The following is a 25,705-nucleotide window of genomic DNA, read 5'->3' as shown; positions in this document are numbered from 1 at the left end:
CTCCTTCTTTTTATATAATTTGGCCTAGTTGTAAGCTCGTTTATCCGTAAACTTGGTGATTGCAACGTGTTTACAGCAATACTGTTGGGGCTTTTCAGCATTACTGCAGAGACTTACCAGCATTGCTGAAAAGACTCTGCAGTGAATTGAGAGTGAAGCGCTATGAGTGAGAAACCGTTTAGAGGTTGTCGAAATTTACTTCCTCTTCGTGCGGTTTCTCTTTTTTCTCTCCCTGCTGTTCTGTTGTTTTACCATTCTCTCCGGTAGTAGTCTTGATAACAGGATTTCCGTTCTCGTCAAGTATTATTTCGTCACTGGAGATGATAGAATCTTGCTGTGTTGTATCACGTTTGGCCGGTTGATAATAGCTTTGGCAGTTGTACATGTCGCTTGTAATGTTATCATCTTTTGGCTTATCGAACTTTCCGTGATATGCTTGGAATGTAGGATCGGCAAAGACGGACTTCAAGAAGTACCCACATATAGGCAAGGCAGTTCGGCTACCTTGGCCTAATGCTCCTGTTCGGAAGTGGATACTGCGGTATTCACCGCCTACCCATGCGCCACAAACCAGTTTCGGACTGACGGCCATGAACCATGCATCAGAGTGGTTGTTAGAGGTTCCGGTCTTACCACCAAACTCGGTATCACGATAATCACCGACATATCCCCATAGCGATTGACTGGTTCCACCCGGCTCACGCATACCTGCCTGCAACAGTTGTTGTACGAGGAACGCGCTCCGATAAGGGATAGCTTGCTCTGAAGTGGTGGGGCCTGTGTAGACTTCATTGCCATCTTTATCTAGAATTCTGGTAACAAGTACTGGCTCATGATGCACTCCATTGGCTGCTGCGACGCAATAAGCGTTTACCATCTCTAGCAAGTTGACGTCGCTAGAACCTAGAGCCAAAGAGGGATTCTCGTCTAGAGGGCTTTTAATACCCATCTTGTGTGCTGTCTCAATAATTCTGCGTATGCCCATCTCTTGTCCGAGACGAACAGCCACTGAGTTGATACTTCTGGCGAAAGCACTTTTCAGTGGCATACTATCACCGCTGAAGGAACCATTTGCATTAGATGGAGTCCATGTCACTTCTTTGTTTAGTTTCTTATCGAAGACTTGCATGGAAATATACTCATCTCGGCGCTTGTCGCATGGTGTGAGACCTTGATTCATTGCTTCTGTATATACAAAAAGTTTGAAAGTGGAACCGGGCTGTCGCATAGCAGTCACCTTGTCGTATTTCCATGAAGTGAAGTCTATATCACCGACCCATGCCTTAACGGCTCCTGTCTGTGGTTCCATGGCAACAAAACCGCAATGCATGAAATGAACCATGTAGCGAATAGAGTCCATGGTAGATATTTCTTTCTCTATCGTTCCCTTAGTATAGTCGAACAACTTAACTGTATGCGGCTTATTCAAATAGTAATTGATAGAGTCGGGATTGTTGGGGTATTTAGACAGAAGATATTTGTAAACAGGCTGTCTTTGTGCAATGTCTTCAATGAAATGAGGTATAACGTTGCCTTTTTCATCTACCCAAGGGTCGTTCTTGCCCCAGTGGTTGTTGAAGTTTTGCTGTACTTGGCGCATCTGCTTGGTCGCAGCTTCTTCCGCATATTTTTGCATTCGTGTATCAATAGTGGTGTAGATTTTAAGCCCACTGCTATATAAATCGTAACCACTCTCCTCACACCAACTCTTTAGATAGTTGGAAATGGCTTCGCGGAAATATTTTGCTTGTCCGTCATAATTTTCTTCTACCTTGAAATCGAGCTTGATGGGAAGGGCAGATAAAGAGTCGCAAACGTTTCTGGATAGGTCTCCATGACGTACCATATTGTTGAGTACGGTGTTTCGACGAGCAAGACTGTTTTGTGGATTACTCCTTGGGTTGTAGTAAGTTGTAGCTTTTAGCATACCGACTAATACAGCTGCCTGTTCAGTTGTCATTTCCTTTGGCGTAGTATTGAAATACGTCTTGCTTGCAGTCTTGATTCCGTAGGAATTTGAACCAAAGTCTACCGTATTGGCATACATGGTAAGAATGTCTTCTTTGCTATAGACTGTTTCTAGTTTAACGGCTATAATCCACTCTTTACTCTTCATAATGAGCATTTTGATGCCGGGTATCTTCCCCAATAGTCCTGTGGAATATTGGGTTCTGACTCTAAACATGTTTTTAGCCAATTGCTGTGTAATGGTAGACGCACCACGAGCATCATGTTTTAAAACGGCATCTTTAACGGCTGCAAACAAGCCGATAGGGTCAATTCCCCAATGCTTGTAGAAGCGTTCGTCTTCGGTGTCAATGAGGGCTTTGAAGAAACTTGGATTGATTTCTTCATATTTTACAGGGGTTCTATTTTCATTGAAGTATTTACCTATTAACTTACCATCAGCACTATATATTTCTGAAGCTTGACTTGTCTGGGGATCCATTATGCCCGAAAAATAGCCGGGACTCTTGCCAAACAGCCACAGGAAGTTCATGTCTACTAATCCTAAATATAGGATAAAAGCAACTAGTGCAGAGCATAATGCTGTGATGCCCTTGCGATACCAAGGTTGCCCTTGGTATTGTCTTTTGTACCATGCCCAAAATGTTTTGCAGTAATCAAAACACCGGTTGATAATACTTTTTATTTTGTTCATAATAGGATTGTTGAGCTATTGCCCCTTATTCTTGATAATGAATGACGTAGAACTCTTTGCAAATGTACGAATTAAGAGACAATCTATGTCTTGCTTTCGATATAATTTATAATTTCTTTAATGTTGTCGGGAGAAAACCAAGTTATCTCACAGTCTCTTTTGAACCAAGTAAGTTGCTTACGCATATATCTTCTTGTATTCGATTGTATTTGCCTAACAGCTTCTTCCAATGTAATATTTCCATCAAGATAGTTGAATAATTCTTTGTATCCTACTGTATTTAAGGCATTTAAATGTCTATAAGGAAGTAATGATTTTACTTCTTCTAGAAGCCCTTGTTCCATCATTTGAAGAACACGCTCGTTGATTCTTTGGTAAAGAATGTCTCGCTCTCTGTTTAATCCAATCTTGATTATATTGAAAGGTCGTTTTTTATGTGTATTTGTTCTGAAAGAGGAATAGGTCTTTCCTGTCATCATGCATATTTCAATGGCATGGATAACTCTTCTTGGATTCTGTTTGTCAACAATCGCCCAATGCTCAGGATCCAATTGTTGTAGCATATCAACAAGATAGTCTAGGCCATGTTGTTGGTAGATAGACATCACCTGTTCTCTAATTTCTGGAGTGACAGTGGGTATATCGTCTATTCCTTTGCACACAGCATCTATGTACATCATGCTGCCACCTGTCAGGATGACTTTGGAATGGTCGGGAGTAAAAATGGTCGGGAGTAGTTGTAGAACATCGTGTTCGTACATGGCAGCACTATAATAGTCGGTAATCTTATGATTACCGACAAAGTAGTGCTTTACAATGTTTTGCTGCTCAAGAGTTGGAGCAGCAGTGCCAATAGGCATTTCCGCAAAGATTTGGCGAGAATCTGCATTGACAATAGGAGATGCAAAATGTTTGGCAAAATCGATACAAAGTGCTGTCTTGCCAACTCCTGTCGGGCCTAAAATGACAATTAATGTATTGTCCATTTATCGAATAATACCACGCTTTGAAGTTTGCACAAAGTCTATGATATATTGAACTTCCGGAGTAATCTGCAAGTTGTTTTGGATTTCTTGAATTCCTTCTGCAAGAACTCCCTTGCTGTATAACAGCCGATAAGTCTCATGGATGAGGTCGATAAGTTCATTGTTGAAGCCATGTCTACGGAGTCCTACGATATTGATTCCGGCATAACGAATGGGCTCTTTGCCTGCGATGATATAAGGCGGAATGTCTTGTGAGAATCTGCTTCCACCTTGAATCATGACATAACTTCCTATTTTGCAGAATTGATGGCATAGTACTGTCGCGCTGATGATAGCGTTATCATCGACCGTAACTTCTCCTGCAAACTTCGTAGAATTGCCGATAATCAAATTATTACCAAGCACACAGTCGTGGGCAACATGCATATTCTCCATCAAAAGATTATTGTTGCCGACAATAGTAACGCCTTTTGAGGCTGTTCCACGAGATATAGTCACATTCTCACGGATGCTATTGTTATCACCAACAACACAAGTAGTCTCTTCTCCTTTAAATTTCAAATCTTGCGGTTTGGTGCTAATACTAGCTCCCGGAAATATTTCGTTGTTATTTCCAATGCGTGTACCAATATTGATAGTAACGCTATTTTGGAATGTATTGTTATCTCCAATAACAGTATTGGCATCTATATAACAAAAGGGACCAATTATGTTATTATTTCCCAACTTTGCATCAGGATGTACAAATGCCAATGGACTTATTTGATTCATATAATCTCGTATAGATAGTTATTTATTCTTGACTATTTGAGCTGTGAAGGTTGCTTCTGATACAACTTTATCACCTACAAACATATATCCCTTCATGGAACTGATGCCATGACGTACGGGATGCAATAATTCTACTTTGAAGAGAAGAGTGTCCCCGGGTACTACTTTCTGCCTGAACTTAACATTATCTATCTTCATGAAGTAAGTAGACCATCTTTCGGGTTCTTCTAATTGACTCAAAACGAGAATACCACCGCATTGTGCCATACCTTCAATCTGTAATACACCGGGCATTACCGGCTCTTGCGGGAAGTGACCTACGAAGAAAGGTTCGTTGGCTGTGACATTCTTAACGCCGACAATGCTAGTAGAACCCATTGATATAATCTTGTCAACCAGCTGCATGGGATAACGATGGGGGAGTAGTTCCCTTATTCGTATATTGTCCATGAGTGGCTCTTCGTTGGGATCATATATCGGTGCTTGTATCTCGTGCTTACGGATTTCCTTACGCATGAGACGCGCAAACTTGTTATTGATGGTATGGCCGGGGCGTGTTGCCACGATTCTACCCTTGATAGGCTTGCCTATTAAAGCCATATCGCCAATAATATCTAGCAATTTATGACGTGTACATTCATTTTCCCACATTAAAGGTTTGTGCTGGATGTAACCAATTTTCGTTGCATCCATACGGGAAACATTTAATACATCAGCAAGTTGGTCTAGCTTCTCTTGTGACACTTCTTTCTCATAAATGACGATAGCATTGTCGAGGTCGCCACCTTTGATGAGGTTTGCTTCTAATAGAGGAACAATATCGCGGACAAAAACGAAAGTCCTTGCTGGGGCAATTTCTGTAGCGAAGTTTTCTATATTATCGAGTGTTGCAAATTGGCTATTGATAAATTTTGAGTTAAAAGAACACATAACCGTGATACTAAACTGGTCGTCTGGAAGTATTGTGATGGTAGAACCAGTCTTCTTATCCTTTACTTCTATCTTATGACGAATGATATAGTAGCCTTTCTCTGCGTTTTGTTCTTCGATTCCAACTTCTTGAATCTTCTGCACATACATAGCGCCTGAACCGTCCAATATAGGAAATTCAGGTCCATTAACTTGAATAAGACAGTTGTCAATGCCCATAGCATATAAGGCAGACATGCCATGTTCAACGGTGGATACTTTAATATCACCCTTTGCTAATACAGTACCTCTTTGTGTGTCTACAACATTTTCTGCAATAGCTTCTATGATAGGCTGTCCGTCTAGATCTATTCTTTGAATTCTATAGCCAGTATTTTCTGCAGCCGGAGTAAACGTAACTGTTAAGCTAAGGCCGGTATGCAGTCCTTTACCATAAAGTGAGAAGCTTCCTTTGAGTGTCCTTTGTTTTGACATATAGTATCTTAAATCTTTATAGTTTTCCTTTTAGTTCTTCTAGTTCTTTCTGTAATGTACTCAGTTGTTTGTACATTTCTGGTAGTTTACGGAATATAGCTTGAGATTTGAAATAGGCTTTTGGGGCCATTGGTGGGGTGCCTATGAGTGTACAATCATCTTTGATATTTCCGGGAACACCGCTTTGGGCACCAAGGAATACCTTATTACCAATCTTTGCATGGCCGGCGATTCCCACTTGTCCACCAAACATACACCAGTCTCCAACCTTTGTAGAACCAGCAACACCAACTTGAGCTGACATGACAGTGTTTTCTCCTATCTCAGTGTTATGAGCTATTTGTACAAGGTTATCTAATTTGACTCCCTTCTTAATTCGGGTAGCGCCCATTGTCGATCTATCAATACAAGTGTTCGCTCCAATTTCTACTTCATCATCTATAATGACAATACCAATTTGAGGAATCTTGCTATAACCATCGGTATTAGGGGCAAACCCAAATCCATCTGAACCAATAACAGAACCAGCATGTAGGGTAACTCGATTGCCAATTTTGCATCCTTGATAGATAGTCACATGCGGATATAAGAGGCATTCGCTGCCAAGAGTAACGTTATCTCCAACTACTGTATTCGGATATATTTGGCATCCGTCTCCAATGTTGGCATTGTCTCCAATATAGCTGAATGCTCCAATATATACATCTTTACCAATCTTAGCTGTTGGTGAAATAAATGCTAGACTATCAATACCAGCTTTCTTAGGCTTTGAGGCCTCGTATATTTGTAATAGTTTTGCGACAGATTCGTATGCACTCTTCACACGAATCAACGTTGCTTTAACTGGTTTCTCTAATTCTACGGATTCGTCTACTAGTACAACACTAGATTCTGTGCTATATATATAATGGGTGTATTTGGGATTCGATAGAAAAGAAATTGCTCCGGGAGTGCCTTCTTCTATTTTAGCAAAAGTGTTAACGGTTGCGTTTTCATCACCTTCTACACGCCCTTGTACAACTTGGGCAATTTGTTGTGCAGTAAATTCCATCTTCATTAATCAGGTTGTATTAATAGTGCAAATATAGCAATTATTATTTATAATCTCTGATAACAAATGTAATATTTGCGAATTTTTTGGGAAAGTAGTGAAACGTTTAAGATGTCTGAGGCCTCACTGATATCTTTGATGGAATTGTCTTTGTATAGTATTGATATATGGTCTTCATCAAGTTCATACATATCTTTTTGTATTTCTACTTCGCTGAAGAGATACAGAGCCTCTGTTCTACTAATGTTAGCTTTTTGTGCTAATTCTCGTAATAAATCGTCTTTTTCCTCTTGTGATAATGGTTCTTCACGGATTTCAACTTTGAAGATATTCCTTTTGATTAAGTTGTTAGCGAGTGTTGATAATATGAAGTCAGAGTGTTGTGTCCACACTTTGATGCTACTCCAAATATCATTATCGTCTAACATCTCATAGGCTTGGAATGCTTTTTTATCTTTTTTGAATGAAGATGCATCTATCTCATTGTATAAAAAGTACTTTAATTGGGGTGATGCGAAAATATCTTCTCCACGAGAAGCTAAGTATTTTGCTCGAAGTAAGAGGTTTATTAAGACTCTTTCGCATGCAACGGCAGTCTTGTGAAGATATACTTGCCAATACATCAAACGTCTCGACGTAAGATAATTCTCGATGGAATAGATGCCTTTTTGCTCAATGACAAGTTCATCGTTCACCATGTTAAGCATCTTAATGATTCTAGCGCTGCCAATATTTCCTTCTGTAACACCTGTAAAGAAGCTGTCTCGTCTGAGATAATCAAGCCTATCCATGTCGAGTTGGCTGCTTATCAGTTGGTGCAAAAAGTGTTTAGGATACTCGTCTTTAAAAATTTGGAGGGCGAGATTAAGTTCACCATTCATCTCTTTATTGATTTGCTCCATCATCATCAACGAAATCTCTTCGTGCGAAATCCCATGAATTAAGGTGTTTTCCAACACATGAGAGAATGGACCATGTCCAATGTCATGCATGAGAATAGCTGCTTGTACGGCTTCCGCCTCGCTATCAAAGATAAAAACTCCTTTCTGTTGCAAGGAAGAAATAGCTTCGCTCATGAGGTGAAAAGCTCCTAATGAGTGTTGGAATCTAGTATGCTGAGCTCCCGGATATACGGCAGAAGCCAACCCTAATTGCTTGATGCGAGTCAACCTCTGCATAAGAGGATGGCTCACAATATCAAGCAATGGACCTGTTGGTACTTTGATAAAGCCGAAGACAGGGTCGTTGATAATCTTACTATCGTTCATCCAAAGAATTAGAGTTTATCTAGTTCTGCCTTCATTTGTTCTTGTAATTCCTTGGCTTTTTCGCCGGCAACCACGGCAAAATCATCTGCCGAACTGGCATAGATAATTCCCCGAGACGAGTTTACAAGTAGTCCACAATCCTTATTAATTCCATATTTGCATACTTCTTGTAGACTGCCTCCTTGTACTCCGACACCCGGAACCAATAAGAAATGGTCTGGTACAATCTTCCTAATATCTGCGAATAGGCTTCCTTGAGTGGCGCCAACCACATACATCATATTATCTATATTACCCCATTCCTGCGTCTTTCTCAGTACTTGTTCAAACAAGCGGGTACCATTTTGATCTTGCATCAATTGAAAATCGTGTGATCCCTTATTGCTAGTGAGAGCTAGAACGACCACCCACTTGTTCTTATATGCTAGGAATGGAGTTATACTGTCTTCACCCATATAGGGGGCAACCGTCAATGCATCGACATCATATTCCTCAAAGAATGTGCGAGCATACATGGTACTGGTATTCCCAATGTCTCCTCTTTTAGCGTCTGCTATAATCAAATGGTTGGGATAATTCTCTTTTAGATAACTTATAGTCTTTTCAAATGCTATCATCCCCTTGATACCTAGGCTCTCATAAAAGGCTAAGTTGGGTTTATAAGAAACACAGTAGGGAGCAGTGTGGTCAATGATCGCTTTATTGAATTCGAAGATAGGGTCTTCCAACTCCAAGAGACAAGCAGGGATTTTCTTGATGTCTGTATCGAGACCTACACATAGAAACGAACCCTTGGTAAATATTTGTTCAATCAGTTGTTTACGTTCCATATCCTTATAATTCGTTTTCTTTCATCTTTTCTGTATTCTCTGCTACGGTTAGAGCGTCAATCATAGCTTGTATATCTCCGCCCAAGAATCCTTGAAGGTCGTGTGTCGTGTATCCAATTCTATGGTCTGTGACACGTCCTTGTGGGAAATTATATGTACGAATCTTAGCCGAACGGTCACCAGTAGAAACCAAACTCTTTCTACGACTAGCAATGTCGTCTACATATTTTTGATGTTCTCTGTCGTATATGAAAGTACGTAATCTAGACAAAGCACGCTCTTTATTCTTGGGCTGGTCTCGTGTTTCCGTGCATTCTATGAGGATTTCTTCGGTCTCTCCAGTATTAGGATTCTTCCAAGGATATCTCAATCGTACACCGGACTCAACTTTATTTACGTTCTGACCACCTGCTCCGGAACTTCTAAAGGTATCCCATTTGATGTCGCCTTCATTGATATTGACTTCAAATTTGTCTGCTTCCGGCAATACGGCAACAGTTGCAGCACTTGTATGCATACGTCCTTGGGTCTCTGTAGCGGGTACACGTTGTACACGATGTACACCACTCTCATATTTCAATACGCCATATACACCGTCTCCACTAACTGCGAAATCAATTTCCTTAAAACCACCTACAGCACCTTCCGAGATTGCTGTTATTGATAAATTCCATCCCTTTGAATCGCAATATTTTTTGTACATGTTGAATAAATCGCCGGCAAATAGCGATGCTTCATCACCTCCTGCACCGGCTCGTATCTCCATTTGTACATTCTTGGCATCCTCCGGATCTTGAGGAACAAGTGCAATCTTAATCTCTTCTTCTAGTTTCGGTTGGAGAGCTTCGTTTGCATTTAACTCTTCTCTAGCCATTTCCTTCATATCCGGATCGCTCTCATTGGCGATGATATCTTTAGCCTCTTTGATGGCATTCAGGCAATTAATGTATCTCTTGCGAGCATCCATGATGTCGCCCAAGTCCTTATATTCCTTTGTCAGTTTTACATATCTGGCTTGGTCTGCAATGACATTTGGGTCTGTAATGAGTGTTGAGACCTCTTCATATCTGCTTTCAAGCCCGTCTAGTTTGTCTAGCAAGCTGTTGTATTCTGGCATATAGTATTTGCTTAAATATTATTATAATAATGTATATTAGTAATTGAAGATGCCGTATTCGGAATGGATGGTCAGCGATTTCTCACCTTCTTCTATATGTCCTATCACCTGTGCATCTATATTAAATGATTTGCTTATATCTATAATCTGTTCTGCTACTTCAGGAGTTACATAGATTTCCATGCGATGTCCCATGTTAAATACCTGATACATCTCTTTCCAATTCGTACCACTGCATTCTTTAATCGCCTTGAATAGTGGAGGAATCGGGAACATGTTGTCTTTGATGACTTTACAATTATCATTGATAAAATGGAGAACTTTAGTTTGGGCTCCACCCGTACAGTGTACCATACCATGTATTTCCGGACGCAGTTGATCTAGTATTTTCTTAATGACCGGAGCATAGGTGCGGGTGGGAGAGAGAACTAACTTGCCTGCATTGAGTGAAGTACCTTCTACAGAATCTGTCAGCTTATACTTACCGCTATATACCAACTCGTCCGGAACTGCAGCATCATAGCTTTCTGGATAATTCTTGGCCAAATACTTAGAGAATACATCATGGCGGGCACTTGTCAGCCCATTACTTCCCATACCACCATTATATGTCTTCTCGTATGTAGCCTGTCCGGTAGAACTAAGACCTACAATCACGTCCCCCGGACGTATATTCGCATTGTCGATGACGTCACTTCTCTTCATACGGCAAGTGACAGTAGAGTCTACAATAATCGTCCGAACGAGGTCGCCAACATCGGCAGTCTCACCTCCTGTAGGCCAAATTCCGATTCCCATATCGCGCATTTCGGTCAATAATTCATCGGTACCATTGATAATGGCAGATATTACTTCACCCGGAATGAGCATCTTGTTTCTGCCAATCGTACTTGAAACAAGGATATTATCCACTGCTCCTACACAGAGTAAGTCGTCTGTGTTCATCACGATTGCATCTTGGGCAATACCTTTCCATACATCTATATCACCGGTTTCTTTCCAATACATATATGCGAGTGAGGATTTGGTTCCTGCTCCATCCGCATGCATGATATTACAATACTCCGGATCTCCACCTAGTATATCAGGGATAATCTTGCAAAAGGCTTGTGGATAAAGACCCTTATCAATGTTCTTGATGGCATTATGCACATCTTCCTTGGCAGCACTTACGCCGCGCATCATATATCTATTGTCCATAATATTATTCGTTTTCATTCCAAAAGTCCCAACTAGCAAAGGCTTGTAATAGCAACATCTCCAAGCCATTCTTTACCGTAGCTCCATATTCTAGACCTCTTTTCATGAAGAGGGTTTCATCCGGATTGTATATTAAATCATATAAAAGTGTTCTTGTATTCATAGCCTCGTAGGGCAATTCCGGGCATTCATCGGCTTTAGGATACATTCCACAGGGTGTACAATTAATAACGACATTATATTCTTGAATCATATCCGGAGTAATGTCTTCATATTGTATGATTCCCGGTTTTCTAGTTCTACTAACTAGCTGAGTCTCTATATTGAGCAATTTCAGACCGTATTCTATGGCTTTGGATGCTCCGCCAGTACCGAGGATGAGAGCTTTCTTATGAAAAGCTTCCAATAGTGGTTCTATACTTTTGGTAAAGCCGGTGACATCACTATTATATCCTTTCAAGATGGTATCTTTGCCTTTGTGGTCTATCTTGACTACATTGACGGCACCAATTTCCTTTGCTTCCGGACTGATATAGTCCAAATAGCGCATCACTTTTTGCTTATAAGGAATGGTCACATTGAATCCTTTAAGTTCCGGATTAGATGTGATAATCTCTGGGAGGCTCTCTATATTGGGAATTTCAAAGTTGATATACTCTGCATTGATGTTCTCATTCTCAAATTTCTCATTAAAGAAGCCTACAGAAAATGAGTGCCCAAGTGGATATCCTATAAGTCCATACTTATCCATAGTTATAAGTGCTTTAGCTCTGAATAATTATTTTTCTGCGGTATATAGTGTGCAGATACCGAATGTTAATCTCTTGAAACTAGTCTTGGAGAATCCTGCTTGTTTTAGTATATTCATCATCGTTTCTCCTTGAGGGAAAGCTTCAATCGTTGCAGATAGATACTTGTATGCACTGTTATCTTTGGATATGAGTTTCCCATAGAGTGGGAGAATGGTGTGTGAATATATTCTAAACAGGTTTCGCATAGGGAAATAGACTGGCTCAGTCAACTCGATAATGCATAGATGTCCACCAGTTTTCAGTACTCTATACATTTCTTTGAGTCCTTGATCTAGATTTTCAAAGTTGCGAATACCAAAGGCTGCGGTCACTGCATCAAAAGTCTCGTTGGGGAAACTTAAATTCATACAGTCTTCTTTTTGGAAAGTTATGATGTTCCCCAACTCTGCTTCTTCTACTTTTTGACGCCCAATTTCCATCATTCCCTCAGAAATGTCAGCTCCTATTAATGAAGATGGTTTCAGTATTTGAGCCGATAGAATGGCAAAATCTCCTGTCCCTGTAGCGATGTCGAGCATCGTTTGGGGGTGGTAAGCAGCCAATTTATTAACTGCTTTTTGTCTCCATCCTTTGTCAATATCCCATGAAAGCCGGTGGTTTAGTGTGTCATAGGTCGGAGCAATGTTATCAAACATCTGCTCTACATGTTCACCCTTGCGCCCGTTTCCATTGTATGGGATTATTTTTTCTTGCTTGTACACTCTGTGGAATGAATTAAATGGTATGCCTTATTTACGCGAAGCCAAATACTCCTTTACGTTTTTCTCGATGCGCGAAGCTATATTATCGCTTATAGCTGCCTTATTGAAAGTCTCGCCCGTAATGTGTTCGTACAGTTCTATGTAGCGTTCGCTTACGCTCTCTGCATATTCATCGGTAATCTCAGGCATCGTTTGGCCGGGTTCGTTCATGAAATTATGTTCAATCAGCCACTGGCGTACAAACTCCTTACTCAACTGCTTTTGTGGTTCACCTTTAGCGAACTTCTCCTCATATCCGTCTGCATAGAAGTATCTACTAGAGTCGGGAGTATGGATTTCGTCTATCAAATAAATCTTTCCATCGCGCTTTCCAAATTCATACTTTGTATCTACAAGTATCAATCCTTGCTTGGCTGCTATTTCTTGTCCACGTGCAAAGAGTTTCTTAGTGTAGTCTTCGATTACGGCATAGTCTTCTTCACTGACGATACCTTGGGCAATGATTTCCTCTTTGGAGATATTCATATCGTGTCCCTCGTCTGCTTTTGTGGTAGGAGTTACGATAGGTTCAGGAAATTTTTGATTTTCTTTCATGCCTTCCGGAAGTTTGACACCGCATAAATCTCGGCATCCTTCCTTATAAGCTCGCCATGCACTACCTGTAAGAATAGAACGAATAATCATTTCTACTCTGAATCCTTCGCATTTTAGACCGACTGTAACCATTGGGTCGGGAGTTGCCAGCTTCCAGTTGGGGCAGATGTCCTGTGTTGAATCAAGGAACTTTGCCGCAATCTGATTTAACACTTGTCCCTTGAAAGGAATACCTTTTGGTAAAACGACATCAAAAGCAGAGATTCTGTCGGTAGCAACCATTACGATCAAATCGTCGTTGATATCATAGACATCACGTACTTTACCATGGTAAACACTCTTCTGTCCATCGAAATGGAATTCGGTCTTTGTTAATGCTTTCATTTTATTTATAATTAATAGGATTTCCTTATTATGTGGTTGTAGAGGTCTTGCTAGTTGTTTTGTCCGTACTCTTTAGCTGCTTGTCTACGGCATTATTTTTCTTGTCATAAGCATCGAATGCGGCTACAATTCTTGTCACGAGCTTGTGTCTGACGATGTCTTTGCCATCCAGTTTGATAACAGAAATACCTTCGGTATTGCTGAGTATGGATAATGCTTCACGCAATCCACTCTTCTTTTCTTTGGGCAAATCCACCTGAGTCATATCTCCCGTGATTATCATCTTGGTGCTCCAACCCATTCGAGTTAGGAACATACGAATTTGTTGAGGCGTTGTATTCTGCGCTTCATCAAGTATGACAATGGCATCGCTTAAGGTTCTTCCTCGCATAAAGGCCAAAGGAGCTATCTGTATGATATGCTTTTCAAGCATGTCTTGCAGCTTGACCGGTGGAATCATGTCTTCAAGCGCATCGTATAAGGGTTGCAGATAAGGATCTATCTTGTCTTTCATATCACCGGGAAGAAATCCTAGTTTTTCTCCGGCCTCAACGGCGGGGCGACTTAAAATAATTCTTTTAGCAGTCTTCTCTTTCAAAGCTTTGACGGCTAAAGCTATACTCAGATAGGTTTTACCTGTACCTGCCGGGCCGACAGCAAAAATCATATCATCCTTCTCGAAAGCGTCAATCAATTTTTGTTGATTCTCTGAGCGACTCTTAATGGGACGCCCGGAGATACTATAAACGATGACGCCTTTTACGGCTTCTTCCTTGGTTTGTTTTCCTTTGATGATGTCTAAGATGTCTTCGTCGTTGATGGCATTAAAACGAAGTACATGTTTACGCATGTGCTCAATGTCTTCTTCAAAAATGGCCATTTCTTCTTCATCGCCCAAAACCTTGATGACGTTGTCTCTTGCAACAATCCTTAATTTGGGAAATAACGACTTGATGACCTGAAGATGACTATTATTTACCCCATATAATACAACAGGGTCTATATCTTCTAAAACAATATGTTTCTCTATCAACGTTATTGATACTTTATTTGGATGCAAAAATACGAAATTTCAATGAATGTAACAAGGAAATGTATTTTGAAATGATAAATAATGAAAAATTACTTTTGGGCTCTCTTTGCTCTCTTTTCTTTTTGCTAACTTTGCAACCGTACGGCTTGAAGAGTTTGAAATTCCTTATGTTATATTGATGTCATTCTGCTGTTGGGCAGGCTCTTCTTGAAAACATTGTTTTTTATATGAAAATCAGTAAAAAAAGATATTTGCAGGGATTTGGAATTGTTATCGTCGTTTTGGGAGCTGTTCGGACTTTTTTCCCAAGTGTAGCCGGAGATATAGCACAGGAGAATACCGTTGCAGATCAAGAAGTTAACGACAGTATTGGCATAGATTCCATTAGCAATAGTCGTGTGGATTTGACAGAGAATGTCTCTACTCATGGAATCTATTTGCGAGATGGTGAAAAGCCTCATCGTATTTATAGTGTTCCTCACTTTGGCAAAACGTTTCCGGATATGAATGATGTGCAGTTACAGGCTGCAACAAAATGGGGCGTCCAGCCGGTAAAAAATCGAGATGAGGCAGAGCATCGCAAGGCAGAATTGGTATATGTCGGTAGCAATCCTTATTTCTATGTAGACCGTCTTCGTAGCAGTATTCCTTATTTGGTACCTAAGGCTGCCGTGCTTTTACAGGATATTGGACGTATCTATTTTGATAGTCTTCAAGTGAAAGGTATTCCATTACATAAGATTATTGTCACGAGTGTGATGCGTAGTAAAGATGATGTATCTCGTCTTCGTAGTCATAACGGAAATGCCACTCAAAACAGTTGCCACTTGTATGGTACTACTTTTGATGTGTGCTATAATAGATATAAGACAGTGGAACGACCGGATGAGCCGCGTCGTAAAGTGCAGAATGATACGCTGAAATGGATTCTGAGTGAAGTTTTAGATGATATTCGTAAGGACAACAGATGCTATGTGAAGTATGAGGTTCATCAAGGTTGTTTCCATATCACGGTGAAGTAATAAAGCATAGCGACTTTTTAGAATTTACTGCAAGGTATCAGCAGGATTGCTGTTAGTATGAGGCATGAAAACAGCAAAGGCTCCGCAGCAATGCTGCGGAGCCTTTGCAATATCCTCATATATAGTTTTTGCTATAGCAATTTACGTATTATTCGGTATAAAACTGTATGAGTCTACGTAGCGCTCTCTCGCATACGGGGCAGAAGTATGGATACTCATTGGTTCTCATACGGCAATCCATCATTGGTCTATACATGCCTTTTAGTGCATATCCCGCTCCTTCGTATACACCTACTTTACTCTTATTTTTGTCTGTGATAGGGGTAGGGACGGGCGTATATTGATCCAACATGTCTTCCCATTTGTTGTGGAAGTCGACCAGTGTGGTTAGGTTGGGCTCCCAAGGCTCAATATCGTGTGGATACATCGGTATTTGTTCAGATTCGTATCCGTATTCATCGCCAAGTCCGGCAAAGCTATGGCCAAACTCATGTACGACGACTTGAGGGGTCAATTTGTGATGAGCCGCAGTTAAGTTATATGAATTGAGGATGCCACCACCGCCGTATTTGTCTGTATTTACTAGTACGATGATATGTTCATAGGGCAGTCCGGCTAGCCAATCGTGCAAATCTTTCAAATGCAGTGTTGTCAGATAGCGGTCGCTGTAGAATGTGTCGAAATGGGAGTGGAGTGCTGTATTTTTCCAAATACCCTTCCCCGGTTCGCTCGTTCCGCTTTCACGCGAGGGGGATTTTACTGCGATGACTTGGAAACGGTCTTTATATGACTTGAATGGTTCGTAAGTGAAGAGTATATTCATAGCCTTCTTTGCGTCTTCAATGAAAGTCGACATCTCGCTTTTTTGATACCCTTCGGCAATGTAGGCTATGCGAATACAGTTGTTTGTATCTTTGGGTGTGGAGAGCACTTCATAAGGTGTAGTGTCTTTAAAGCCTATATGTTTGATAAGGATGTCGGATGGTATAATTCGGTGAGTCAATGTGGCTACGACTTGCCTTCTGTTGTTTCGTAGGTCTAGGGTTACTTCGACCGTATCTTTCGGCATCGGAATCAGCAACACGTTTTCAAAAGACTTGCTGTTGGTCTTGGCTTCATCATAGCTTAACCACTCTTGAAACAAGGACGAGAAAGAGTTTTTATAGATAACTTTTCCTGTATGATGGTCTCTTACCGTAATCTGTCCATTACCCTCAACAGGGAGTTCTGTCAACCTCTTCTTTTTGCCATACCATCTCGGAGATACGTTGAGCTGGTCTATGGAGATATTTTGTAGTTCTACATTCCCCGAAAAAGTATAGTCTATTCTCAATGTACTATCTCTGAAATGATGATGAAACTCTTGAGCATACGTTTTGGAAACAGTGCATAACACTGTCAGTAATAGATAGATAAGGCTTATTTTTCTCATTGTCACGAAATTTAGTACACTCTCAGACTGTCGCCAACTTTAGGTGAATAGTCGGGAGACAAGTGGTTCTTTTTGTATAAGTTCTTGAGCCTGATACCATAAAATTGAGCGATACTATACATGCTTTCACCCTCTTTAATGATATGTGGTCTCTTCTTATATTGCTTTTCTGCCTTTGTTCTTTTCTTTTTGAGATAGATGGTTTCGCCAGTTACGAGGGCATCTTTCTTATTTCTCTCATTGTATTTTGCAATTTTACGATATGAGATACCTACCTCTTTTCCAATGCTCTTGAAGGTATCTCCCAGACGAGCTTTGAGATAGTAGTTATCATTGTAGCGATATATTGGATGCAGTTTTCCGTCAGGATTGACAGGCGTATCGACTGCGTTGTGGCGAGCCATGAACTTGTCATAGCTTTGCGCATTATCATAAACATAGAGTTTATACAATTGGATAATCTCTATTAGTTTGGTCGCATATCTTGGATTTGTGGCATATCCGCAGGCTTTCAACCCATTTGCCCAACCTCTATAATCTGTTCTGTTTAAAGAGAAAAGTCTACTGTATCTAGATTGTTTGGCTAGAAACTTGCTGTGGTCTTCGTAACTTTGTAAAGCGTTGTCATAAGAACGGAAGCATTCGCCTTCTGCATCATCGTTATGGTAGATGGTTCTACCTTGCCAATTGTGGCATTTGATACCGAAATGATTATTGCCTTTAACACTCAATTCGCTCATTCCTGCTCCGCTCTCCAATAGCCCTTGTGCTAGTGTGATGCTTGCCGGAATATCGTATTTGAGCATTTGTTCAATGGCAAGGTCTTTGTATTGGTTGATATATGCTTGATACGAAGAATTCCATCTCATTTGACCAAATGATTCCAATGAAATGAGACAGAATATATATATAATAGTATTCCTTAAATGCATTATGTTTCTTGCTTATCTGACTTATTCCAAGATAAGTCTCATGATTGTATTGAACAAAAGTACAGAAAAATAAAAATGTATGAAAGGAAATACACTCCTTTAATAATTATTAGTAAATTTGTGACATATATGAAACATTATCGAGTATTATTGGGAATTGGTTCTAATGACCGTCCTGTTGAGAATATAAATAGAGTGAAGGCAATGTTATTGGCGGTATTGTCTGATATTCAATATTCTAGTTGCGTTCCAACAAAGGTAATAGGCATGTATGCAGCTGATTTTTTGAATTGTCTTGTGCTTGGTACGACCGAGATGGCTTTGGAAGAACTTAATCAGAAACTTAAGACGATGGAAAAAAAGTGTGGAAGAACTGCACTGTCGAAGGATTTAGGTTGTATCCCGGTAGATATAGATGTGTTGTTATATGGGAAAGAAAAGTATCATGAAAATGACTGGGATAGACCCTATATTCAACAACTTTTGAAGGAGATGGATATTGAATAATGGGCTATCGATGATTGATATCGTATCCGTATAAGGCAAAATCTCCTTTCAGTGGATCTTCGGGGAAAACATCTTTCATGATTGCAGTGAGACGCTTGGCTACACTCATCGTTGTAGAGGATGTATTCATAAGGCCTAGCCGATTCGCTTCTTGTATTACGTGAGTGTCAAGAGGCATGATTAACGTACGCTTATCTATGATTTTACTCCATATACCTAAGTCTACTGGAGAGTGGTCTCTCGTCATCCAACGTAAATACATACATATTCGCTTACAGCTGGACTTGGCGTTCATAGGAATAGCTTCGGTTTCTTTGTTGAAATAATCAACAATTAGTTCTATGGCATAGAAAGCATCTTTGTCCTTTATATTTGTCGAGATAAAATGATATAAAGAACCATATTCATTGATGAGAATGCTTAGTTTGTTCAGCAATGCGTAAATTGTATGATTACTGTATAGTCTGTAGTAACACTGATTATCGTTAGGAATGTCAGACTCAAACATTCTGTCTTTTACCCAATGAAAGGGCTGATCATGGCTATAATCAAGAAAATTTTGAATCTTTGGAAAGAATTGTTTACGCGAACCGTAGCTTAAACAAGATGCAAGAAAGGCGAGCGTCTCTTGATTTCTTTCCCCTGTAACCTGATGCATAAACCATGCCGGATCATTCTGTAGAAATGCTTTTGTCTCGTATGTATCGGCATATTCTTTTAGATGTTGATATAGTTGATTCGGTATGGTGTGGATTCTTTTCAAGAATTGTTTATTTTTTAAAACGTTTCAAATTATATTTGATGACGAAATAGACAATGGCTATGGCCATCAAACCTATAATGGCAATCTTGATATATTCTCCATATTCCATGATTTTGTCTTGAAGTAACTCTTCTGGTACAATACTGTGGAGATACCATCCTAATGCTGCAAGGATACAGTTCCATGCCCCAGCACCAATCGTTGTATAGAGTAAAAACTTTCCATAGTGCATCTTGGCAAGTCCTGCTGGGATGGAAATGAGGTGTCGGATGCCGGGTAAGAGGCGACCAGTGATAGTTGCCACCATTCCATGGTTATAAAAATACTTTTCACTCTTCTCTACTTTGGCTTGGTTGAGCAAACATAGATGGCCTAGTTTGCTGTTTGCGAATTTATAAATAAGTGGACGTCCAAGGTAATATCCGGCAATGTAGTTAATAGTAGCACCCAAGTCGGCACCAATAGTAGCAAAGAGAATGACAAGTGCGATATTTAGATTACCACTGGCCGCGTGATAGGCTGCGGGTGATACTACTAATTCTGAAGGAACAGGAATAACGGTACTTTCCAGTAACATTAAGAATAGTATCGTTCCATAATTGAGGTTTCCTAATAAGGATGATAGCCAACTCATAATTTGTTTCTTTAATTTGGGTTGTTATTAATGTAATCAATATATTGTTCAGGCTCTAAGTCTTCGGGAAAGTCTTGGCCTAAAATCATTTTTGCTTCATAAGGATTGACTTTGCAAGCCTTTTCTATGGCAGCGCGATATTCTTCTGTCTGACCCATATATTTGCAACAGTAGGCAAGATAAGCCCATCCTGTAGTCCACTGGTTGTCTACGGCTTGGAGTAGAGCCTTAAACATTTTATAAGCTAACTGTATATATCCGTTATCGAATACGGAAATGGCGATACGAAGAAATATCTGTGGAGAGGAGTTTGATAGTTTGATAGCTCTTTGGAAATACTTCTGTGCATCATCTATATTTCCATGCTCCAATACTAAATGTCCTCGTAGTACTTCGAGCTCGTCTTTACTACTATGTGGAAGGAGCTCGGCTCTATCGACGTATCCCAAAGCTTTATCAGTATTGCCTTGTCTAGATAAGGCGAAAGCTAATTCTTGATATATTTCAGATAGATTGGGGGATAAATGTGGAGCCTGCTCGGAGGCTTTTATTAAATGTGCAATAGCCTCCGTGGTTCTATCCATGTTGAAAAGCGTTATTCCTTGCAACATCTCCCCCAGTTCTTCGTGTGGGCATAATTTGGAAAAACGTTGGTAATACTTGAGGGCTTCTTCATAATTGCCCAATGCAAATAGGCCATTGCCCTTGTTCAAGATAGCTTCGTCGTCATTGGGATTAATGGCTATAGAGAATTCACTGCTACTGATGCTGTTTTTAAAATCATTCCTCATCAATTGCGAGGAAGCCAATTGGTTCCAATAGGGGCTTGCGTATGGGTTGCCATCAATGAGTTCGTTGAAGATGCGTTCGCATTCTTCGTATTGCCCATTGCCCATTGCTATTCTGCCTTGGAGTTCTTTGTATTCCTCGGAAGTATTATCGCTAGCTAGCTCCAACCATTCTTGAGCTTTATCTACAATGTCGTAATCAGAAAAAAGTGAAGCTACATCTATATAGAAATCTTCAATATCTTCTTCGGCTATGTTGTTGAGACACTGACGCAGATATTTGTCTGCTACTTCAATTTTATCTTGCACAAGTAGTATCTCCGCTTCGATATAGAAGTAGTCAAGGTCTGATTTGTCTTGCACTTGTGCTACGTATTTCTTTGCTTTTTCTATATTTCCCTCTCGCAACAAGGCGAATCTAGCTTTGAAAAGGAGTGGGGCTGTAGCATCGGGAAAGAGTTGGATGGCATAATCAATTACTTCAATAGCCTGCTCGGTACAGCCTTTGGAATGGTAATATTCGGCTATATCGGTTAGTTCTTCAGATTCCAAATACGGATATTTTCCCTGTTGTAGGCTTTCTTCATATTTGTGGAGTAGATCTTTGAACTCATTGCTATTGAAATAATTGTCTGCCATGTACTACGTTTACTTGTTAAGTTTAGCCCATGTATCTTTCAAACTGACAGTCTTGTTGAAGATAGGCTTCTCCGGTGTAGAATCAATATCTGCCATAAAGTATCCTATTCTTTGGAATTGCAGATATTCACCTGCGGACTTTTGAGCTGCATAGTTTTCAACGTAGCAATTTTCGTAAATGTACAAGCTTTCTGGATTTAGTAATTCTCTAAAATCACGTTCGTCTGCAGATGGATTCTCGATGTTGAAGAGTCTGTCGTACTCTTGAACTGTGGCTTTGACGCAAGAATCTGCCGATACCCAATGTAGGGTACCTTTAACTTTGCGGTTTGCACCTTCAAGTCCACTTTTACTCAATGGGTCATATTCTGCTTGAATCTCAGTTATATTTCCGTTTTCATCTTTAGTGCACCCTGTACACTTAATAATATACGCATTTTTGAGCCGAACCTCATTACCAGGAGTCATTCTGAAGAATTTCTTTGGAGCATCTTCCATGAAATCAGAACGTTCAATCCATAAGTTTTTGGTGAAAGCAATGGTGTGTGTGCCATCTTCTGCATTTTCAGGATTATTGATAGCTTCCATTTCTTCTAGCTGTCCGTCGGGATAGTTTGTAATGACAAGTTTTACAGGATTTAGCACTGCACTCACACGACAAGCCCTCTTATTCAAATCTTCTCTGACAGAAGCTTCCAACAATGCCATATCGTTTAAAGCGTCAAATTTTGTGTATCCAATAGAATCTATAAACATACGGATACTTTCTGGTGAGTATCCTCTTCTGCGCATACCACACAATGTAGGCATACGTGGGTCGTCCCATCCTGCTACTAACTTCTCATCAACCAAAGTATGGAGCTTTCTCTTGCTCATAACAGTGTATGTAAGATTAAGGCGGTTGAACTCAATCTGTCTAGGACGATTGTCATTCAATACGTTGGCTGAGCCGTCTTTCTCTTTCAAGAAATCGATAAACAGATCGTAGAGAGGGCGGTGAGGTACAAATTCCAGTGTGCAGATGGAGTGAGTTACCCCCTCGAAGTAATCGCTCTGACCATGTGCGAAGTCGTACATGGGGTAGCAGTGCCATTTAGTACCGGTGCGATGGTGTGGAGTTTGAATGATTCGATAGATGATGGGATCTCTGAAATGCATGTTTGGATTAGCCATATCTAATTTAGCTCTCAAGACCATACTACCTTCTACGGCTTCTGGAGTATTCATCTGCATGAAAAGTTCAAGGCTTTCTTCTATGGGACGATTGCTGTATGGGCTATCTTCACCCGGCGTTGTTGGAGTGCCTTTTTGTTGTGCTATCTGCTCGGAAGTCTGTTCGTCAACATAGGCTTTACCTTGTTTGATGAGCCAAATGGCAAAATCCCACAACTTCTCAAAATAGTCAGAAGCATAATAGATATTTCCCCATTTGAATCCAAGCCAACTGATATCATGCAGGATATTCTCTACATATTCGTTGTTTTCTTTACTTGGGTTCGTGTCATCAAAACGGAGATTGCATATACCATTGTATTTTTCTGCAACACCAAAGTCCATGCAAATAGCTTTTGCATGTCCTATATGTAGGTAACCGTTTGGCTCAGGCGGGAAACGAGTTTGAATACGTCCACCGTTTTTACCATCAGCTAAGTCTTTTTCTACTAGTTGTTCTACAAAACTAATACCTTTTTTAACCTCAGTATTATTTTCTTCTTTCGTTACCATAGTGTTTGTCTTCTAATTTTTGGTTACAAAGTTAATAAAAAGATGATAGACAATAGCAAGTATGAATATTTTTATTCAAACACCTTATAATAGGATGAATATAATACGAAGAATGAATGACTATTGTTGCTGATATAACCTCCAAAAATATGTTTATAAACATAGAAAAATATTTTTGTGGTTTATTAAAAACTGTTATCTTTGCGCCAGTTATCCTGAATACAATCTTTTTACCTTAAAAAAGCTAATACCTATTGAGATTGGATGCCTCCCTTTGAGAAAAGGGGGGCGTTTGTTTTTATGACTATATGGCCAGGTAAATAAACAGTGTTGGCATTTATTATAAGGATTAGTCGAATTTTATAAAAAAAAAGTTTTAATTTGTTTGTGTTTTCTATGGAATGTTGTATATTTGCAAGCAAAGAATAAAATATTTGAAATAAAGAATATGAATATATCAATATCTACAGCATGGTGGTGGCGTTTCTCAAGATTGAAAAAGTCGTGAGTTACGAAGCCATGTAGATATTTGAATAGAAAAGATACATCACAGAGGCCTGTCGTTCTTGCGACAGGCCTCTGTTTTATAATTTATTGCAAATAAAATTGGAATCATAGGAGAATAATAAAATGGCAATGAAAGATGTTTTGAATAAGATGTTGAATCATGAAGTGTTAACTCGTGAAGAAACTAAAGACGTGATTCTTGGTATTACAAAGAGCGAATATCCACAAGAACAGATAACGGCTCTACTCACTGGGCTGCAAATGCGAGGCGTTACGGTAGATGAATTATTGGGATTCCGTGATGGTATTTTAGAGACAGGTGTTCCGGCACTATTGAATAGCGAACGTTATATAGACGTTGTGGGCACGGGGGGTGATCGGAAAAACACGTTCAATATCTCAACGACCGCATGTTTTGTTATAGCTGGTGCTGGATATAAAGTTGCCAAGCACGGTAATTATGCAGCTACATCGGTGAGTGGAGCTTCTAATGTTATTCATCAACATGGTGTTGTATTTACTGATGATATGGAAAAATTGAACCGTAGTCTTAATGAAGCCGGCATTGTATATCTTCATGCTCAGCTATTTGCTAAAGCTATGAAATTTGTAGGTCCTATCCGTTCTGCGCTACAATTTCCAACAGTATTTAATCTGTTAGGTCCATTAGTCAATCCTTCGCAGCCGACATGTCAGCTGCTGGGAGTTGCTACGCTTGAGCAGATGCGACTTTATACTCAGGTAAACCAAAAATTAGGAATAGATTTCGGAATCGTAAATAGTATTGATGGTTATGATGAGATTAGTCTGACAGGTGACTTTAAGGTGACAACCAATGATTATGAGAGGGTATTTAAACCTGCAGACCTTGGATTTGAAATTGCCAAACCTGAGGAAGTTGTTGGTGGAGCAACAGAGGAAGAAGCTGCAGCTATCTTTGATGCAGTGCTTGAAAATCGTGCATTACCGGCTCAAAAGAATATAGTTTTGGCTAATGCGGCATTTGGAATCCAAGTGATGGAGCGTGGCAGAAAAGATATTCAAGAATGTATAGAGATTGCACGTGAGAGTATAGATAGTGGTAAGGCTTTGGCCACATTTAAGAAATTTGTAGCCCTTAATTCATGATGAAAGATATTCTAGAAGAAATAATAGCTCGAAAGCAGAAGGATATAGAACTATTTAAACAGTTTTTACCTCCTAGCAAACTTTATACATTGGTGGAACAGAAGATGATAGAAGGTCAATCGGATATTCCTGATCGTTCTATGAAAAAAGCATTATTGGATTCTGATACAGGTATTATAGCGGAATTTAAGCGTCGTTCTCCTAGTAAAGGTTGGATAAACGAAAAAGGAAAAGCAAATATTATTCCTTTGTCTTATCAGCAACATGGAGCTGCAGCATTGAGTATATTAACAGATACTCCGTATTTTGGAGGCTACGATGAGTTTGTCAGTGAAGCCCGATTGTCGGGTGTTACCCTACCAATACTTTATAAAAATTTCATCATGGATGAATATCAACTGTTTCAAGCTCGTTATTGTGGAGCCTCGGCGATATTATTAATAGCGACTGTAATCGCAAAATCTACATGTCGACAGTTTATAGATATAGCCCATGAACTTGGTTTGGAAGTGTTATTAGAGGTACATAGTGAGTGCGAACTGGAATATGTAGAATTATCCCCTGATATGCTTGGTATTAATAATCGTAATTTAGGCAGTTTTAATACTGATGTGGATTGTAGCTTTAAAATGGCGGAATTATTGCCAGAAGATATTTGTAAAGTTAGTGAGAGTGGGATAAGTAATCCTTTGATTGTAAGTCAATTAAGAAGTGTTGGGTATAGAGGATTCTTGATAGGAGAATGTTTCATGAGGCATGATGAACCGGGGGCGGCATTATCAGCGTTTATTCAAGATTTAAAAGAACAATAAAAG

General features: G+C 39.8%; 23 protein-coding genes. 4 read left to right on the top strand and 19 right to left on the bottom strand.

The window, feature by feature from the left end:
• Positions 1-178 precede the first annotated feature (178 nt).
• From AC1EK4_RS02195 to AC1EK4_RS02135, 13 genes are all read right to left on the bottom strand, one after another.
• Positions 179-2,662, bottom strand: a complete 2,484-nt coding sequence (locus AC1EK4_RS02195; protein ID WP_062432941.1) for a transglycosylase domain-containing protein — start codon at positions 2,660-2,662, stop codon at positions 179-181.
• 83 nt (positions 2,663-2,745) lie between these two features.
• Complete coding sequence (gene miaA, locus AC1EK4_RS02190; protein WP_062432938.1) at positions 2,746-3,648, bottom strand: tRNA (adenosine(37)-N6)-dimethylallyltransferase MiaA; 903 nt, start codon at positions 3,646-3,648, stop codon at positions 2,746-2,748.
• Complete coding sequence (lpxA, locus tag AC1EK4_RS02185) at positions 3,649-4,419, bottom strand: acyl-ACP--UDP-N-acetylglucosamine O-acyltransferase (protein ID WP_480356853.1); 771 nt, start codon at positions 4,417-4,419, stop codon at positions 3,649-3,651.
• A gap of 18 nt (positions 4,420-4,437) precedes the next feature.
• A complete protein-coding gene (locus AC1EK4_RS02180; protein WP_480356851.1) occupies positions 4,438-5,823 on the bottom strand; it encodes a bifunctional UDP-3-O-[3-hydroxymyristoyl] N-acetylglucosamine deacetylase/3-hydroxyacyl-ACP dehydratase in 1,386 nt (461 codons plus the stop codon).
• 16 nt (positions 5,824-5,839) lie between these two features.
• Complete coding sequence (lpxD, locus tag AC1EK4_RS02175) at positions 5,840-6,874, bottom strand: UDP-3-O-(3-hydroxymyristoyl)glucosamine N-acyltransferase (RefSeq protein WP_062432958.1); 1,035 nt, start codon at positions 6,872-6,874, stop codon at positions 5,840-5,842.
• Between the two features lie 47 nt (positions 6,875-6,921).
• Positions 6,922-8,142, bottom strand: a complete 1,221-nt coding sequence (locus AC1EK4_RS02170; RefSeq protein WP_036898533.1) for an HD domain-containing protein — start codon at positions 8,140-8,142, stop codon at positions 6,922-6,924.
• Between the two features lie 8 nt (positions 8,143-8,150).
• Positions 8,151-8,972: an orotidine-5'-phosphate decarboxylase gene (gene pyrF / locus AC1EK4_RS02165; protein WP_480356849.1), complete on the bottom strand. Its 822-nt coding sequence runs from the start codon at positions 8,970-8,972 to the stop codon at positions 8,151-8,153.
• A gap of 4 nt (positions 8,973-8,976) precedes the next feature.
• Positions 8,977-10,089 (bottom strand): peptide chain release factor 1, encoded by a 1,113-nt coding sequence (gene prfA / locus AC1EK4_RS02160; RefSeq protein WP_480356847.1) that lies wholly within the window; start codon positions 10,087-10,089, stop codon positions 8,977-8,979.
• Positions 10,090-10,125: 36 nt separating this feature from the next.
• Positions 10,126-11,289: an AIR synthase-related protein gene (locus tag AC1EK4_RS02155; protein ID WP_062432955.1), complete on the bottom strand. Its 1,164-nt coding sequence runs from the start codon at positions 11,287-11,289 to the stop codon at positions 10,126-10,128.
• 4 nt (positions 11,290-11,293) lie between these two features.
• The gene (locus AC1EK4_RS02150) at positions 11,294-12,040 is read right to left on the bottom strand and encodes a shikimate dehydrogenase family protein (protein WP_062432930.1); all 747 of its coding nucleotides are present in this window, start codon (positions 12,038-12,040) and stop codon (positions 11,294-11,296) included.
• A gap of 27 nt (positions 12,041-12,067) precedes the next feature.
• Positions 12,068-12,802 carry a bifunctional demethylmenaquinone methyltransferase/2-methoxy-6-polyprenyl-1,4-benzoquinol methylase UbiE gene (gene ubiE, locus AC1EK4_RS02145; protein ID WP_480356845.1) on the bottom strand — a complete coding sequence of 245 codons (735 nt, stop codon included), beginning with the start codon at positions 12,800-12,802 and terminating at the stop codon, positions 12,068-12,070.
• A gap of 27 nt (positions 12,803-12,829) precedes the next feature.
• On the bottom strand, positions 12,830-13,780 hold the full coding sequence (locus AC1EK4_RS02140; RefSeq protein ID WP_036898507.1) for a phosphoribosylaminoimidazolesuccinocarboxamide synthase: 951 nt from the start codon (positions 13,778-13,780) through the stop codon (positions 12,830-12,832).
• A 28-nt stretch (positions 13,781-13,808) separates the two neighbouring features.
• Positions 13,809-14,813: a PhoH family protein gene (locus AC1EK4_RS02135; RefSeq protein ID WP_480356842.1), complete on the bottom strand. Its 1,005-nt coding sequence runs from the start codon at positions 14,811-14,813 to the stop codon at positions 13,809-13,811.
• A 227-nt stretch (positions 14,814-15,040) separates the two neighbouring features.
• Here AC1EK4_RS02135 and AC1EK4_RS02130 point away from each other — a divergent pair, with 227 nt between their 5' ends.
• On the top strand, positions 15,041-15,835 hold the full coding sequence (locus AC1EK4_RS02130) for a DUF5715 family protein (RefSeq protein ID WP_036898503.1): 795 nt from the start codon (positions 15,041-15,043) through the stop codon (positions 15,833-15,835).
• A 148-nt stretch (positions 15,836-15,983) separates the two neighbouring features.
• On the opposite strand, the gene AC1EK4_RS02125 is transcribed toward AC1EK4_RS02130, so the two are convergent.
• Both AC1EK4_RS02125 and AC1EK4_RS02120 read right to left on the bottom strand, forming a co-directional pair.
• On the bottom strand, positions 15,984-17,267 hold the full coding sequence (locus AC1EK4_RS02125; RefSeq protein ID WP_480356841.1) for a M64 family metallopeptidase: 1,284 nt from the start codon (positions 17,265-17,267) through the stop codon (positions 15,984-15,986).
• A gap of 11 nt (positions 17,268-17,278) precedes the next feature.
• Positions 17,279-18,136: a glucosaminidase domain-containing protein gene (locus tag AC1EK4_RS02120; protein ID WP_369796361.1), complete on the bottom strand. Its 858-nt coding sequence runs from the start codon at positions 18,134-18,136 to the stop codon at positions 17,279-17,281.
• Between the two features lie 192 nt (positions 18,137-18,328).
• Here AC1EK4_RS02120 and AC1EK4_RS02115 point away from each other — a divergent pair, with 192 nt between their 5' ends.
• Positions 18,329-18,706: a 2-amino-4-hydroxy-6-hydroxymethyldihydropteridine diphosphokinase gene (locus AC1EK4_RS02115; RefSeq protein ID WP_036898496.1), complete on the top strand. Its 378-nt coding sequence runs from the start codon at positions 18,329-18,331 to the stop codon at positions 18,704-18,706.
• Positions 18,707-18,710: 4 nt separating this feature from the next.
• Here AC1EK4_RS02115 and AC1EK4_RS02110 read toward each other — a convergent pair whose 3' ends face one another.
• From AC1EK4_RS02110 to AC1EK4_RS02095, 4 genes are read right to left on the bottom strand one after another with little or no spacing between them, the layout of a single operon-like run.
• Positions 18,711-19,469, bottom strand: coding sequence for a TIGR02757 family protein (locus tag AC1EK4_RS02110; RefSeq protein WP_369793936.1), 759 nt, complete (start codon positions 19,467-19,469; stop codon positions 18,711-18,713).
• A 7-nt stretch (positions 19,470-19,476) separates the two neighbouring features.
• Positions 19,477-20,103, bottom strand: coding sequence for a DedA family protein (locus AC1EK4_RS02105; RefSeq protein ID WP_480356839.1), 627 nt, complete (start codon positions 20,101-20,103; stop codon positions 19,477-19,479).
• A gap of 11 nt (positions 20,104-20,114) precedes the next feature.
• Positions 20,115-21,530, bottom strand: coding sequence for a tetratricopeptide repeat protein (locus AC1EK4_RS02100; RefSeq protein WP_480356837.1), 1,416 nt, complete (start codon positions 21,528-21,530; stop codon positions 20,115-20,117).
• 9 nt (positions 21,531-21,539) lie between these two features.
• Entirely contained in the window at positions 21,540-23,255 is a 1,716-nt protein-coding gene (locus AC1EK4_RS02095; protein WP_480356836.1) for a glutamine--tRNA ligase/YqeY domain fusion protein, read from the bottom strand.
• A gap of 630 nt (positions 23,256-23,885) precedes the next feature.
• Between AC1EK4_RS02095 and trpD the strand changes: the two genes are divergently transcribed.
• Complete coding sequence (gene trpD / locus AC1EK4_RS02090; RefSeq protein WP_198025889.1) at positions 23,886-24,890, top strand: anthranilate phosphoribosyltransferase; 1,005 nt, start codon at positions 23,886-23,888, stop codon at positions 24,888-24,890.
• Positions 24,890-25,702 (top strand): indole-3-glycerol phosphate synthase TrpC, encoded by an 813-nt coding sequence (trpC, locus tag AC1EK4_RS02085; RefSeq protein ID WP_036898562.1) that lies wholly within the window; start codon positions 24,890-24,892, stop codon positions 25,700-25,702. The genes trpD and trpC overlap by 1 nt, the downstream gene beginning before the upstream one ends.
• The last annotated feature ends 3 nt before the right edge of the window (positions 25,703-25,705 follow it).

It is taken from the genome of Prevotella sp. C0026C3 (genome assembly GCF_056590795.1).
The sequence above is the reverse complement of the archived record's forward strand: the minus strand, read 5'-3'. Positions and strand labels throughout refer to the sequence as shown.